The following is a 14,176-nucleotide window of genomic DNA, read 5'->3' as shown; positions in this document are numbered from 1 at the left end:
CTCAGAGTCCCCGACGGCGTGCAGCCAGTTCTTGCAGCGCTGTGAACGCGCCGATGGCGAGCAACAGTCCAGCCAACGCGCCGAGCACGCCAAGCAGGATCGGATGACGCATCGCGCGCGCCCAGATCTGCGCATACCAGGGCACGTAACCAACCACATAGGTATTGCCCACGCGCATGCTTTCGACGCGATCGCCGCGCACCAGCGTCACGTCGCCTTGCATCTGCGCTACGGTGTCGGGTTTTTCGAACACGTTCAGCAGCGCTCGCAGGTGTTCGGCGTCCGAACCGGTCAGCGCCACAGCGCTGAGCCCGTGACTGCCGGGCAGCTCGAAGCCGAGGATCGCGGCCAGCGCACCGCTTTCGTCGAGCCGCGCGCTGCCTTGCGGCACGCGCGCGGCTCCACGCCAATACTCTTTGACAGAGAAGGTCGCCCGCGCAACAGACCCCGCCGCGGGCGACGCATTGATCGCGAGCGGCAGCGCGTCGCCCCATGCGGCCGGAATGACGCCCGACGTGCTGTCGCCGATCAAAAGCAGGTCCTTTTGCAACTGCATGGCTTGCGCGGGGCGCGCGATTTGCACGCGCAACGCGGGCAAACCAGTCCATTGCCCCATGTGCCCGAGCATCGTCAGCAACGTTTCGAGGTCTTGCGCCAACGGACGCTCGGGGATGATCACCGCAGTCTGCGCCAAGTCTGCGTAGCGCGTGAACGGAAAGCCGCTGTTGGCAAAAAACGCGAGGTCGGGCATGCGCGCGTAATGGACGAAATGCGAAAAATCGATCGTCGAATCAGGATCGACCGCCGCCTGTGCCGGGTTTTTAGCCACGCCCTGGCACAAGCCCGTCTTCTGCGAACTGAGATCGAAACTGAGTTGCAACTGATTGCTGCTGCCCACTCGAAACGCCGGGATATCGAGCGCGTTCGTGGAGCGCGCGTCGGTGCTCGGCAGCAGCGGCAGGCGCAGACGGCCCTGCGAATCCTCCGCCCTTGCCGGCAACAGACGAAACGACTTCACCAGTTGGTCGTTGACGGCAACAGCGAGCGTCGAATCGTTTTCGACGGTCGGTGCCGTGTAGCGATACTTGAGGTCGAGCGGCACACCTTGCCCGGTCCAGGAGTAGAGATCCGCCGGCACGCGCAAGTTCAAGCGAATCGCATCAGGACGGCTGCCGCTCACTTGCAGTTGATGCGGATCGTCGACGAGCTCCTTGAACGCAACAGGCCGGCCGATCGGCAGCCAGCGGGGCGCGTCGTAAGGCTTGCGCGGCGAGCCGATATCGACGTGCGCCACTTGTACCGACGAGCCCGACATCGCGGCTTTTCCCAGTACGAGCGCGTCGGCGGCCTGCTCGACCTCGGCTGCATTGCGTCCCGTCACGACTAGCAGCTTGCGTCCCGCTGCAGCAGGATTGTCGATCACGGTCAGCATGGAGACAACGACCGGCGGCGTTTGCAACGGCACGGGCCACTGCGCCGGCGTGCCTACGACAATCGCGTCGCTGTCGGTGGGCAACGTGGATAGCGCGGGAAACCGCGCCTGCCGATAGTCGGCCAGCAAACCGAACCACGATGCAACGACACCGGCACTCTTGAGCGTGTCGTTATCGGGCGCGGCCGGCAATACAAACGGCAAACGGAGCGGCGTTACGTCGCGCCGATCGAAAAACGGTGCGGGCACCAGCGCAAGGTCGTTCGGCAGCCGGATCGGCGCCGTATCGAGCACCACTTCGCTGGTCGGGCTCACGTCGGCCCACAGCGCTGAGTTCTCGGGGTCTTCACAGTGATCGAGCGTGTAATGCGCAATCAGTTGGATACCGATCTGGTTGTAATCGGTAAAGAAGCGCGGATCGAGCGGGATCTCTTGCGTCACCAGCTGTCCGGCGTGCTCGCGATCGAGAGGCACGGTGGCAACCGCCTCGCCGTTGATCGATATCTTCAAATGCGAAAGCGGGAATACGAGCGCCGGCGAATAGGTATAACGCAGCCGCATATGTGCAGCAGTCACGACGCGATCGAGGCGCACGCCCACGTTCACGATGCGCGAATCGTCGAGCCCGTGCATTCGCAACGGCGCATATGCGCCAAGCGCAGCGAATGGCAGCGTGAGCGTCGACGCCTGAGCCGGCGCGGCGGCAACCGGCGCGGGCGGCGCAGTTTGCACAGCTTCGAGGACAACGGAGTAAGCGGCGCCGCACAGGCCCGCCAGCCAAAGCACGAAGGTAACGACCGATTTCATCGACAACCCGCTTAAGTACCGATGGCTACGCGTAGCTTGCGCGATCAGCAGGCCGTACGGCCTTTTTTCCGCATGAACGTGGGTCATTCGGCGACACGCAAACGTTTGCCTCGCTTCATATACGAACACGTAAAACGGCAATTCACTGGATAAGTTCACACTGCGCAACAGGCCGCGCACCGGCAGCCAACCACAACCTGGGGCCGCAGAGGCGGACACACTTGCCGGCGCAGACGGCGTCGACGGTATGCAAACCGGCGACCTGCAGACCGACTAGGCGAATGCTGACGAACCAATAAGAAAAAGACCTACAACAAGTTAAGCGCTTACGCGCATGTGCGCGTCCAAACATAACAGATTTTTGAGACATACTTGTGACTTTCTAGCTGCGCTATCCGACCTTCGTCTTTATGACCGATTCCAACGATTCGCAAGGCTATGTGCCACTGCCGCCAAAGCGCACGGGGGCGTTGCGAGCGTTGTTTGCCTTTCGTTATTCATGCCACGGCATTGCAGCAACGCTGCGCACGCAAAGCGCATTCCGCCAGGAAACCGCCGCTGCACTCGTATTGATTCCTGCTGCCTGCATGCTCGCTGTGCAGCCCATCGAACGCTTCGCGCTCATTGCCGCCGTTCTGCTTGTGCTGATGGTCGAATTGTTGAATTCGGCGATCGAAGCCATCGTCGACCGCATTTCGCTCGAGCACCATGAACTGTCGCGCCACGCAAAAGACTGCGGTAGCGCCGCCGTACTAGTCGCTTTGATTATTTGCGCGCTCGCATGGGGACTTATCGCCGGCCCTATTTTTGTGCGATGGCTGGGCCGCCTGGCTTAAGCGTGCGATGTGCGGCCCCTTTATCTGTGAGTGCCATGCCGTCTTTGCGGCACCCCACCCGATTTCGCGCCTTTCATTCAAATGTTCGACAGAAATACGGTCAATTTTCCCTGTTACAAATGCGCGAAAAAATTGCCGAAATCGGACGGATAAATTTTTCGTACTTTTTATGAGGAAGGGATTGATTTCCCCAAATCCCATTCGTACAATGGCTTCCATTGGTTGTTACGAGATGTAACGTCTTGTATCAAATCGATATCAAAGGTCGCGCAAACGTTCGCGGCCAACCAAGAAGAAATTACACGGTACAAACTACCGGAAATGATCAACGGGGCTTTCGGAAGCGCGAGAAAATGGACCGCAACGGCGAGACGCAGGAATCAATCCGCGAAATTAATTTGTCGTACATCATGCTTGCGCAGCGCATGCTGCGTGAGGACAAAGCCATCGGTATGTTCCGGCTTGGCTTGTCGCGGCAACTGGCCGATCTGCTTGCCGGCCTCTCGCTCGCGCAATGCGTGAAGCTTGCAGCGTCTGACCAGTTGCTGTGCCAGTTCCGCTTCAACGACCATTCGATGCTCACTGCGCTCACGCAAACCGCGAAGAACACTGACGTCGCTGCAACACATACCGCGATTTTGCTCGCGGGCCAGCCAGCCGAACAGTTTGCTTAAAGGGGTGCATGCCATGGCTCTCAAGAAAAGCCTCACCGAAGATGCGCAGGAAGTCTTTCGTGCCATCGCACTGATCGAACTGGGCGCTCGCATGCAAGTGCTCGAAAGCGAGTTGTCGCTCTCGCGCGATCGGATGATTCGCCTTTATCGCGAGATCAAAGGGGCATCACCGCCCAAGGGCATGCTGCCGTTCTCGGCCGACTGGTACATGACGTGGCTCGCTAATATTCATGCGTCGCTGTTCTACAACACGTACCTCTTTTTGAAGAACGAAGCCGGCTGCTCCCATCTCGACGCGTTGACGAAGGGCTATCGGCTTTATCTCGAACACTGCAAACACGGCGAATGCGAGCCGGTGCTCGACTTGACGCGCGCATGGACGCTCGTGCGCTTCTTCGACGCCGACATGCTGCAACTGACGCCCTGCTGCCGCTGCAGCGGCAAATTCATCGCCCACAAGCATGAGCTGCAGCACAACGTGGTGTGTGGTGCCTGCCAACCGCCCTCGCGTGCCGGCAAGACCAAAAAAGCCGCGGCGGCCAATAAAGAACTCGCCGAAGCCGCAGCGCGCGCTGCCTGACGGTTTCCCCGCGCTTCATCCAATAAATCTTCAAGCGGCCGACGCGAAATGCGCCGGCCGCTTTTGTTTTCTCCCTCGGGAATTACCCCTAACCCATCATTCGCCATGCTGCTATGCAGCAGATGCACTCATGCCTTTTGAGATGGCATAGCACGCTAACGGCTCGTGTCGAATCTGACGCATTGCAGCGTAGCGCCTTTCTTGACTTGGCCAAGCTCGCCTGCTGTACTAAATCAAATCGATTGATTTAGTCCCGAAGTCCAAATCATTTCCAACAAGAGCCGCTGTTGCCCATTGCAGGAGAAATGATATGAACGCCTCCCACCCGTGAGAGGTGGAAGCGAAGAAGGAGGGTGGACCCTCACGGGCCGACGGCATCGAAGTGCCCAAGGTGGAAGATCATCAAGGTCTTCACAGGCAAACCGGAGGGTCCGAAATGAAGCTTACGACAGTTGGTGTGGACATTGCAAAGAACGTGATCCAGCTCCATTACATCGACGCTGAGACAGGCGAGATTGTGAACAAACCGATAAAGCGGGCGGCGTTTCTCGAGCATTTTGCGAACCTGCCGCCGTGCCTGGTCGGGATGGAGGCGTGTGGCGGTTCGCAGCACTGGGCCCGCAAGCTCACGGCGATGGGCCACCAGGTGAAGCTGATGCCGGCGAAGTTCGTCAAGGCGTTCGTGATGGGTAACAAGAATGATGCGGCTGATGCGCGAGCGATCTGGATGGCCGCGCAGCAACCGGGCAAGTCAGTTGCGGTGAAGACCGAGACGCAGCAGGCAGTGCTGGGGCTGCACCGGATGCGCGAACAGCTGGTGAAGTTTCGCACGATGCAGATCAACAGTCTGCGCGGCCTGCTGACCGAATACGGTGAAGTGATGGGCAAGGGTCGAGCTGCGCTGGACAAGGCGATACCAGATGTATTGGCGCGACTGGTGGACCGTCTGCCGACGATTCTGATCGACACGCTGCGCGAGCAATGGAACGGCTTGACGGATCTGGACCGGCAGATTGCCGAAATCGAACGGCGCCTGCAGACATGGCTGAAAGAGGACAAGGCGTGCAAGGCAATCGTTGCGATACCGGGTGTCGGTCTGCTGACGGCGACTGCGGCGATCGCGACGATGGGGGACGCGAAGACGTTCAGATCCGGGCGTGAGTTCGCAGCCTGGATTGGGCTGGTCCCGAGGCAAACGGGGTCGGGCGGCAAGGTTCAGTTGCTGGGCATCAGCAAGCGAGGCGATACATATCTGCGCAAGCTGCTGATCCACGGTGCGCGCAGCGTGCTCTTCCACTCGAAGGAGCCGGGGCCGTGGCTTGAGCAGATCAGGACACGCAGGCCGATGAATGTAGTGGTCGTGGCGCAGGCCAACAAGATGGCCCGCACGATCTGGGCAATCCTGGCACATGACCGGCCATATGAAAAAGGTTACGTGAGCGTGAAGCCGATTTGAATGGCGAACGACGCGCAGAAAGATCAACTTTTACAGGATGACACGTCGAAAGGTTGCGCTGGCAATCGTATGTAATGACAAGACAGGTCGGACCGGGACTCGCTAAACCTGAATCATCGCTCGAGCTTCAAGCTCGCCGGAGAAATGAGGTGCGGGTCAGCGGATTTCATGGTGGGCCGCAGCGCATCGGGCTGCAACAAGCCCGGATATAAAGCTGCAACCCATCCTGTCGTAGTCGCAACACACGAAAAACCTTCGCAAACGGGAGGCGTTCATATAGAGCGTTGATGAAAACCTGTCCCTATGCCGCGCTTACGCGCATGACCGCGTTGTCGCTGACCGCATCGGCCGCGCTTTGCGTATTCGGTGCATTGAATGCGCATGCCGCGGACAAAGTCGTCGTCGGTTTGATTACGAAGACCGATACCAACCCGTTTTTTGTGAAGATGAAACAGGGCGCCGAAGCCGAAGCGCAAAAAGACGGCGTCGAGCTGCGCACCGCCGCGGGCAAGTTCGACGGTGACAACGCCAGCCAGATGACGGCCATGGAGAACATGACCGCCGCTGGCGCAAAAGCGATTCTGATCACACCGAGCGACACGAAGGCGATCGTGCCCGCCATCAAAAAGGCGCGCGCTGCCGGCGTGATGGTGATTGCGCTCGATACACCGACGGACCCGCAAGACGCAACCGACGCGCTCTTTGCCACCGACAACTTCAAGGCCGGCACGCTGATCGGCGAGTATGCGAAAGCGGCACTCGGCGGCAAACCTGCGAAGATCGCGACGCTCGACCTCGCGCCAGGCATCTCGGTGGGTGTGCTGCGTCATAACGGCTTCTTGAAAGGCTTTGGCGTCAAGGAGGGTGACGCGAGCATCGTGTGCAGTCAGGACACGCGAGGCGACCGCGCCAAGGGACAAACCGCGATGGAAAACTGCCTGCAAAAAGCGCCCGATATCAACGTCGTGTACACGATCAACGAACCCGCCGCGGCCGGCGCTTATCGCGCACTCAAAGCAGCAGGCAAAGAAAAGGACGTGCTGATCGTATCGGTCGATGGCGGCTGTGAAGGCGTGCGAAATGTGCAGGCCGGGCAGATCGCGGCGACCGCTCAGCAATATCCGCTGACGATGGCAGCACTCGGCGTCAAAGCGGGCGTCGAGTATGCGAAGACCGGCAAGAAAGCGGCCGGCTACAAGGACACCGGCGTCACGCTGATCACCGACAAGCCGATGAACGGCGTCGATGGCAAGGACACGAAATTCGGCCTTGCCAATTGCTGGGGCAGTTAGGGCCTGTTCACGCTAATTACAGGCTTGCGCTGGCCGCCAGAAGGGCCGAGCGCAAGGAATGTGATGCCCCGCAGGAAATCCCCTTGGGGGACGAAGGGAATACTCGACGTATTCACGAGGAGCATGACGCGGCGATCGGCCCTTCTGGCGGCCAGCCCCGCGAAGGATTTTGTAGATCAGGGGAACGTGCCTTGCCGGGCGCATTGCGGCGCCCCCCAAGGGGACTTCCTTCGGGGCGTCGTTCGTCGTTGCAATAGCAATGGCTATTGCGCCTCCTCACTCCTTGCACTGCGCCCGGCAAGGCACGTTCGCAAGCCTGTAATTAGCGCGAACAGGCCCTAACGTTGACGCCCGGCGCGGGCTTGCGAGCCCGCGCATGAATTTCCCGCTTTTACGAGAAGACGCACTATGACGACTCGATCCGCTCCGCCGGTCGCACCGGCACCCGTCTCCCAGCCGCAGCGGCATCGCATGCCGACGATTGCCGAAGCAGGCCCGCTGATCGCCCTGATTGCCGCTTGCGCGTTTTTTATCACGCAAAGCCACCGGTTTTTATCGTTCCAAAACTTCTCGCTGATTTTGCAGCAGACGATGGTTGTAGCGGTCATCGCGATCGGACAAACCCTTGTTGTGCTGACCGCCGGCATCGATTTGTCGTGCGGCATGGTGATGGCCTTCGGCTCCATCGTCATGACGAAATTCGCGATGAACCTCGGTGTTCCGCCCGTGCTCGCCATCTTGTGCGGTCTCGCAGCCAGCGCATCGTTCGGACTCCTAAACGGTTTGCTCGTAACGCGCGTCAAGCTGCCGTCATTCATCGTCACACTCGGCACACTGAACATCGCATTCGCGCTGACACAGATATATTCGAGTGCCGAAACGGTGTCGAACCTGCCTGATGCGATGATGTTTCTCGGCAACACTTTCGCGGTGGGTCCGGCCGAAGTCACTTACGGCACCGTGCTCGCGCTGCTCCTTTATCTCGTGACCTGGTTCGTGCTCCGCAATACAGTACCGGGCCGGCATCTCTATGCGCTCGGCAATAACCCCGAAGCGGCGCGGCTCATGGGCCTGTCGTCGCAACGCATTCTCGTGTCGGTCTATACGATTGCCGGCGCCATCTATGGCATCGCGGCACTGTTACTCGTATCGCGGACCGGTGTCGGCGATCCGCAGGCCGGGCAGACCGAAAACCTCGACAGCATTACCGCAGTCGTCCTCGGCGGCACGAGCCTGTTCGGCGGCCGCGGCTCGATTGTCGGCACCTTGCTCGGTGCGCTGATCGTCGGCGTGTTTCGCAATGGATTGACGTTGATCGGCGTGTCGTCGGTGTACCAGGTGCTGATTACCGGCATTCTCGTCATCCTGGCCGTGGCAGCCGACAAGCTTTCGCATCGCCGCACGTGATGCCCTCTGTTCATCAAGGAGCCGCTATGTCGACACCTTCTTCAGTTTTCCCGACGCCGGTGCTGCAGGCTCGAGGCCTTGTGAAGCGCTACGGGCAAGTGACCGCGCTCGATGGCTGCGATTTCGAAGTCCTGCCAGGCGAAATTCTCGCGGTCATCGGCGACAACGGCGCAGGCAAATCGTCGCTGATCAAAGCGCTCTCGGGTGCGCTCGTGCCCGACGAAGGCGAGATTCTGCTCGACGGCGGGCCCGTGCACTTCCGCAGCCCGCTCGATGCGCGTGAAAAAGGCATCGAGACCGTCTATCAAGAACTCGCCGTTGCACCGGCAATGACGATTGCCGAAAACCTCTTTCTCGGGCGCGAACGCCGCTTGCCCGGCTGGCGTGGGTCGGTTCTCAAGATGATCGACAAGCGACGCATGCTCGAGGAAGCCACCGCTCACATGAAAGATCTGCAGATCGGCATTCGTTCGATGCGGCAAGCCGTCGAAACGCTTTCCGGCGGGCAGCGCCAAGGCGTGGCTGTCGCTCGCAGTGCCGCGTTCGCCCGACACGTGGTGATTCTCGACGAGCCGACCGCCGCACTCGGTGTGAAGGAGGGCAACATGGTGCTCGAACTGATCCGGCGTGTGCGCGATCGTGGCCTGCCCGTCATTCTGATCAGCCATAACATGCCGCATGTCTTCGAGATCGCCGATCGCATCCATATTCAGCGGCTCGGCCGCCGCGCCGCGCTCGTCAATGTGAAGGACATTCATATGTCCGACGCAGTGGCGATCATGACCGGCGCGAAGCAAGCGGATGTCAAGGCCATTGCATGAGCATAGGCATAGGCATAAACATGAGCATTCGCATCAGAACCACGCCGAAAGCAGGCGGCCCGCCCGCGCGATGTACTCGACGCGCTGACACGCCGGCACAGCAATGAATGGGCGTGCGCCTTCGCAGACGGCTCGACCGGGCGGATCGAATCAGGTCGGCATGCGGCAATTCAACGAGCGGATCGTGCTGCAGGCCATCCGGCTGCACGGGCCGCTTGCCAAAGCAGATGTTGCCCGCCTCACGCGCCTGTCGATGCAGACTGCCTCGATGATTGTCGATCGGCTAATCGACGACGGCCTGCTCGCCAAACAAGCGCGCGTGCGCGGACGCATCGGCCAGCCGTCCGTGCCGATCGCGCTGCGCCCCGAGGGGGCCTACACGATCGGCATCAAGGTCGGGCGGCGCAGCCTCGACGTACTGGCCATGGATTTCGTCGGCCAGGTACGCAACCGCGAGGTGCTCGAGTATGCGTACCCGGACCCACATGTGCTCTTTCCCGCACTCGAACGCAATCTTGCGCGCGTGCTTGCGGCGCTTGGCGATGATGCCGAGAAAGTCGTCGGCGTCGGGGTGGCTGCCCCGTTGTGGCTCGGCGGATGGCGCGATTTTCTCGGCGCGCCGCCAGGGGTGCTCGACGAATGGAATGCGATCGACATCCGCTCGCGTATTGCGGCGATGACGGGCTTGCCGGTCGAGTTCGCGAAGGACACAACCGCCGCGTGCGCCGCCGAACTCGTGATGGGACAAGGCCGCGGCATTCGCACGTTTCTATACCTGTTCGTCGGCACGTTCATCGGCGGCGGGCTCGTCGTCGATGGCCGTCTGCATAGCGGGCCGCACGGCAACGCAGGCGCCGTTGGTTCGATCCCGCTGCCCTCGGCAGATGGAAGTACGCCGCGCCAATTGCTGCACGCCGCATCAGGGTTCGTGCTGGAACAGCGTCTGCAAGCAGCCGGCGCTGCCGCCGCCTGTGCACACGATCATCGCGCCTTCGACGCGCAGGTCTGGCCGATCACAGACCGATGGCTCGACGAGGCCTGCGCGGCCATCGCCTCCGTGGTGGCAACCTCGAGTGCGCTTATCGATTTGGAAGCCACGGTGATCGATGGCGAGATCGATCGACAGTTGGTACGCGAAATCATTCGGCGCACACAACGCGAGCTCGATCGAATCGAATGGGAGGGCATGATGCGCCCGCAATTGTTGGAAGGAACGATCGGCGCCGATGCGCGCGCAATGGGCGGCGCGATTTTGCCGCTCTATGCGCACTTCGCACCGATCCACGAGTTGTTTTTGAAATCGGAAAACGTATAAGTGCGCGGTGTTTCGTTTGGCGAATTTCAGCTCGCCTTCGTTTCTATCTCGAACGCGCCTTTGTCATAGGCTGCGCAATATGCCCGCCAGTCGGCGAGAACTTGCGCCGCGGCTTGCGTCGCCAGGTCGATCATCGAAACCTGCCAGTCGCCGCGTGCACCGAAATCGATCAACTCGTCGGCAATCGCCGATCCTTGGCGGCCGCTGCTGCGTAACTGCGCCCACGCGCTCAGTTGCGCCATATTCGTGAGGACCGTCTCAAAGCGCGGCAATTTGCCGTTCCAATTGTGCAAATCGACGCGATCCTCAGACGGCTGCAAACTTCGGAGCACGTAAGGATGTCCATCGAACTCCACCGCGTGCAGCAGCGCTTGCGATACCACCTGCGAGCGCTGCTGCACTTCGACGACACGCTCGGCGTCACTCTGCCAGAGCGGCTGTGGTGCCTTCAGATGCGGGACTAAACACGACGGCAACGCCCGCTTTAGATCGATGACGTAGTTTCCGTCGGGCGAACCTTTTCCTTCGACAAGCACGACATACCGTTCGACGCCGAGGCTACCGGTGCCGGCGATGCGGCGCGCGACATCTAGTGGCCGATAGAAATTTGGGTCGTCTTGATCCGCTGCGAATGCGTGCATGAAAGCGAGGACACGGTCCCGAGTTTTCTTGTCGACCGCAAGTGCCCTTTTTCCGTCGATCTTCAACGCGCGTTTCTTGCCGGTGAGCACCGTGCGTCGATTCAGGTGATCGACACGCGAGCGTTTGCTCAACGCATCGAACAGATCGCGCACCATGCCCTCGGCCAATTCCGCTTCGATCCACCGCGCTTTGCCGGTGCGAAGCGCGCCAGCATACGAATCGGCTGACGTATGGCAGAGCGCCAACGCCTCGGCTCGACTGAGCCCAAGGTCTTCGGCTGCCACCAGCGTGCCTGTCAGAAAACGGACAAGCTCGAAAAGACAGGGTGCGAGACACGCTTCGTCGAAGTCGTTGATGTCGAAATAGACGAGACCGTTGTCGCCCTTGTAGGAACCGAAATTCTGCAGATGCAGATCACCGCTGACCCATACGACTGGACCTTCGCGCAACACGCTCTCTTGTGCAACCCTTGAATAAAACAGGTGGCACGTGCCGCGCACGAAGCTCCACGACGATCTGCGCATCAGCTCGTACTTCATTCGCAAACGCTCGCCGTCCCGGCCGGCGTTGTACTGGGCTATCGTCGATGCCACGTCGAGCATGATGTTCGTTACCGATTGCGGTGGGTATGGCGAACGATCATACGCTCCGACGCGGCCCTCACGCGAATGCGGTTCTAGGCCTCATCAACGAGCGAATACGGACTACCGCGTTGTCCAACGCCTCAAAGTTGCTTGTGGGGTCCGTCTTGCCAAGCGCCTTATCCGATTGCACGTCGGCCTCTTCAGGGCTGAGGCCACTATCAACGCCTTCCAAAAGAACGTCGAGCTTCTTGTCGACTGCCGCTTCGAGAGCCTTGCTGAATTCACTCCCATCGCCCGGCGTTGCCGGCGGCACGCCACGCACGCTATAGACCTGAATCGCACCGCGCAACGCGCCATGGGCACGATCCTTTAGTGGCGCCAAGCCCGCCAGAGCAGCCGATGGTGCGCGTGTAACGAGTCGGCGCAACCGCGTCGGCTCGACGCTGCCTGCACTGTCAATTCGATGATCCGCGCGCGTGGCGTCCAAACTTGTTGCTCTCAGCATCATCTCTGATCTGCCATTGTTGAGTTGACCAATCAGTCTTTTATCACGTGGCCATCGCATCACGTTCGCCGAATGCGAAGCGGGCCGCGCGCGGCCGAACAGCTTCTAAGAACGGAGCGAAACGCAAACCCAATTTGATTTGAAATGCTGAACTGTGTGCCGAAAGTTAAAGACGTTGAGTACTGCGAACCATCTCCGAATCAGAACGCAACCACCCAATAGAAAACGCCGCTCTGCCCGCAAAGGCAAGAGCGACGAATTCCAACACCAACGCTTTCGCTAAAAGCTGCGACTACCGCTTGGCCACCTGATCCGTGCCCGCCGGCTTCGCATCGCCCCATCCGCCGCCGAGCGCGCGAATGAGATTGACGGTAGCGACTGCCTGCGCACCGGAGAGTTGGCTCGCCTGACGCTGCGCGAGCAACACCGAACGCTCGCTGTCGAGCACGTCCAGATAGCTGACCTGGCCTTCGCGATACTGCGTTTGCGACAAGTGCGCCGCGCGCTGAGCCGAATTCACAGCATCGCCCTGCGCGCGAATCTGATCGTCGAGCAGCCTCAGATCGGCGAGGTTGTCCTCCACTTCCCGAAACGCCGACAGCACCTGCGATCGATACAGCGCAACGTCCTCGTCATACTGCGCACGCGCCTGTGCAAGCTGTGCCTTACGGCGGCCCCCGTCGAACAGCGGCATCGTCAGCGCCGTGCCGACGAACGGCCCGAGCAGGAACGTGCGGCTCGACCACATGAAAAGCTCGCCCAAACCAGCCGATTCGAATCCGAACGCGCCCGTAATGTCGAGCTTCGGAAAAAACGCCGACTTCGCGAGCCCGACCCGTGCATTCGCTGCCGCCATCGCGCGTTCGGCCGCCGCGATATCGGGGCGACGCTCGAGCAACGCGGAAGGCAAACCGGGCGGCACGCGCGTCGTCACCGGCGCAAGCGGCTGCTGAGCAAACGAGAACTCCGCGGGCGTCTTGCCCAGCAAGATCGCCAAGCTGTGCTCAGCCGCCGCGCGCTGCCGCTCGACACCCACCGCTTCGGCGCGCGCGGTAGCCAGCGAGTTGTTGGCTTGCGACAAATCGAGCTCGCTCACCTCGCCCTCGTCGAAGCGACGCTTGACGAGCTTCACGCCCTCCTCGCGCAACGCGACGGTCTGCTGATAAAGCGCGCGCTCGGCATCGAGCTCGCGCAACGAGAAGTAAGCCGCTGCCACGTCGGCTTGCAACGCGAGCTGCACCGAGCGAAACAGCGCCTCGCTTTGTTGCGAATCGGAACGCGCAGCCGATACGTTCGAGCTCACGCGACCGAACAGATCAGCCTCGTAAGACGCGCTCGCCTGTGCGCGCCACAGTGTGATCGGCGACACGTTCGCGTTTTGCGGCAACCCCCGCGAGGCCGGCGACGAACGCTCGCGTGTCGGTCCAAAACCGGCATTGAGCTCGGGGAACCATGCCGAACGCGCCGAATCGAGCGCCGCACGCGATTGCCGCACGCGTGCCGCAGCGGCCTGCAGGTCCTGATTCGCAGCAAGCGCTTCGGTCTCGAGCTTGTCGAGCGTGTCATCACCGAACACTTTCCACCATTCGCCACGCGACACCGCTTCCGACGGCTGTGCCTCTTTCCACGTCCCGGTCGTACTCGCCGCTTCGGGCTGCCCCGTTTCCTTGAATGCGGTCGGGATGTTCATATCGGGCCGCTTGTAAGTCGGCTCGAGCGAGCATGCCGCCACGAGCGCGATCAAAACGCTGCCTGCCAGCGCGCGCACGGCGATGCCCGTTGCACCATGGGTTTTTTCAAATCGTTTCATTTTTTCTCCCAAGCC

The 14,176-nt window shown here is 60.7% G+C and carries 12 protein-coding genes; 8 read left to right on the top strand and 4 right to left on the bottom strand.

What is annotated here, in order from left to right; genetic code table 11:
• Nucleotide 1: 1 nt before the first annotated feature.
• Nucleotides 2-2,239, bottom strand: a complete 2,238-nt coding sequence (gene bcsB / locus ACSQ20_RS25925) for a cellulose biosynthesis cyclic di-GMP-binding regulatory protein BcsB (protein ID WP_436025555.1) — start codon at nt 2,237-2,239, stop codon at nt 2-4.
• Between the two features lie 410 nt (nt 2,240-2,649).
• On the opposite strand from bcsB, the gene ACSQ20_RS25920 reads away from it, so the two are divergent.
• The 8 genes from ACSQ20_RS25920 (at nt 2,650) to ACSQ20_RS25885 (ending at nt 10,620) form a co-directional block, all read left to right on the top strand.
• Nucleotides 2,650-3,075: a diacylglycerol kinase gene (locus ACSQ20_RS25920; protein WP_436025553.1), complete on the top strand. Its 426-nt coding sequence runs from the start codon at nt 2,650-2,652 to the stop codon at nt 3,073-3,075.
• Nucleotides 3,076-3,428: 353 nt separating this feature from the next.
• A complete protein-coding gene (flhD, locus tag ACSQ20_RS25915; RefSeq protein WP_436025551.1) occupies nt 3,429-3,749 on the top strand; it encodes a flagellar transcriptional regulator FlhD in 321 nt (106 codons plus the stop codon).
• Between the two features lie 13 nt (nt 3,750-3,762).
• Complete coding sequence (gene flhC, locus ACSQ20_RS25910; protein ID WP_436025549.1) at nt 3,763-4,329, top strand: flagellar transcriptional regulator FlhC; 567 nt, start codon at nt 3,763-3,765, stop codon at nt 4,327-4,329.
• 436 nt (nt 4,330-4,765) lie between these two features.
• The gene (locus ACSQ20_RS25905) at nt 4,766-5,785 is read left to right on the top strand and encodes an IS110 family transposase (protein WP_436018354.1); all 1,020 of its coding nucleotides are present in this window, start codon (nt 4,766-4,768) and stop codon (nt 5,783-5,785) included.
• Nucleotides 5,786-6,105: 320 nt separating this feature from the next.
• Complete coding sequence (locus ACSQ20_RS25900) at nt 6,106-7,077, top strand: sugar ABC transporter substrate-binding protein (protein ID WP_436025917.1); 972 nt, start codon at nt 6,106-6,108, stop codon at nt 7,075-7,077.
• A 408-nt stretch (nt 7,078-7,485) separates the two neighbouring features.
• Complete coding sequence (locus ACSQ20_RS25895; protein WP_436025547.1) at nt 7,486-8,484, top strand: ABC transporter permease; 999 nt, start codon at nt 7,486-7,488, stop codon at nt 8,482-8,484.
• A gap of 26 nt (nt 8,485-8,510) precedes the next feature.
• The gene (locus tag ACSQ20_RS25890) at nt 8,511-9,305 is read left to right on the top strand and encodes an ATP-binding cassette domain-containing protein (RefSeq protein ID WP_436025545.1); all 795 of its coding nucleotides are present in this window, start codon (nt 8,511-8,513) and stop codon (nt 9,303-9,305) included.
• 103 nt (nt 9,306-9,408) lie between these two features.
• Nucleotides 9,409-10,620 (top strand): ROK family transcriptional regulator, encoded by a 1,212-nt coding sequence (locus tag ACSQ20_RS25885; RefSeq protein WP_436025543.1) that lies wholly within the window; start codon nt 9,409-9,411, stop codon nt 10,618-10,620.
• 26 nt (nt 10,621-10,646) lie between these two features.
• Here the strand turns inward: ACSQ20_RS25885 and ACSQ20_RS25880 are convergent, their stop codons facing one another.
• The 3 genes from ACSQ20_RS25880 to ACSQ20_RS25870 form a co-directional block, all read right to left on the bottom strand.
• A complete protein-coding gene (locus ACSQ20_RS25880) occupies nt 10,647-11,864 on the bottom strand; it encodes a DUF2252 domain-containing protein (protein WP_436025541.1) in 1,218 nt (405 codons plus the stop codon).
• Nucleotides 11,865-11,922: 58 nt separating this feature from the next.
• The gene (locus tag ACSQ20_RS25875) at nt 11,923-12,354 is read right to left on the bottom strand and encodes a hypothetical protein (RefSeq protein ID WP_436025539.1); all 432 of its coding nucleotides are present in this window, start codon (nt 12,352-12,354) and stop codon (nt 11,923-11,925) included.
• A 289-nt stretch (nt 12,355-12,643) separates the two neighbouring features.
• On the bottom strand, nt 12,644-14,161 hold the full coding sequence (locus ACSQ20_RS25870) for an efflux transporter outer membrane subunit (protein WP_436025537.1): 1,518 nt from the start codon (nt 14,159-14,161) through the stop codon (nt 12,644-12,646).
• Nucleotides 14,162-14,176: the final 15 nt, after the last annotated feature.

The sequence above is a fragment of the Trinickia sp. LjRoot230 genome (assembly GCF_964253315.1).
Taxonomy (GTDB): Bacteria; Pseudomonadota; Gammaproteobacteria; order Burkholderiales; family Burkholderiaceae; genus Trinickia.
The sequence above is the reverse complement of the archived record's forward strand: the minus strand, read 5'-3'. Positions and strand labels throughout refer to the sequence as shown.

Coding starts and splice junctions, on each gene's coding strand:
- bcsB (WP_436025555.1), bottom strand. CDS start 2,239: ATGAAATCGGTCGTTACCTTCGTGCTTTGGCTGGCGGGCCTGTGCGGC.
- ACSQ20_RS25870 (WP_436025537.1), bottom strand. CDS start 14,161: ATGAAACGATTTGAAAAAACCCATGGTGCAACGGGCATCGCCGTGCGC.
- flhD (WP_436025551.1), top strand. CDS start 3,429: ATGGACCGCAACGGCGAGACGCAGGAATCAATCCGCGAAATTAATTTG.
- ACSQ20_RS25880 (WP_436025541.1), bottom strand. CDS start 11,864: ATGCTCGACGTGGCATCGACGATAGCCCAGTACAACGCCGGCCGGGAC.
- ACSQ20_RS25895 (WP_436025547.1), top strand. CDS start 7,486: ATGACGACTCGATCCGCTCCGCCGGTCGCACCGGCACCCGTCTCCCAG.
- flhC (WP_436025549.1), top strand. CDS start 3,763: ATGGCTCTCAAGAAAAGCCTCACCGAAGATGCGCAGGAAGTCTTTCGT.
- ACSQ20_RS25885 (WP_436025543.1), top strand. CDS start 9,409: ATGAATGGGCGTGCGCCTTCGCAGACGGCTCGACCGGGCGGATCGAAT.
- ACSQ20_RS25875 (WP_436025539.1), bottom strand. CDS start 12,354: ATGATGCTGAGAGCAACAAGTTTGGACGCCACGCGCGCGGATCATCGA.
- ACSQ20_RS25905 (WP_436018354.1), top strand. CDS start 4,766: ATGAAGCTTACGACAGTTGGTGTGGACATTGCAAAGAACGTGATCCAG.
- ACSQ20_RS25890 (WP_436025545.1), top strand. CDS start 8,511: ATGTCGACACCTTCTTCAGTTTTCCCGACGCCGGTGCTGCAGGCTCGA.
- ACSQ20_RS25920 (WP_436025553.1), top strand. CDS start 2,650: ATGACCGATTCCAACGATTCGCAAGGCTATGTGCCACTGCCGCCAAAG.
- ACSQ20_RS25900 (WP_436025917.1), top strand. CDS start 6,106: ATGACCGCGTTGTCGCTGACCGCATCGGCCGCGCTTTGCGTATTCGGT.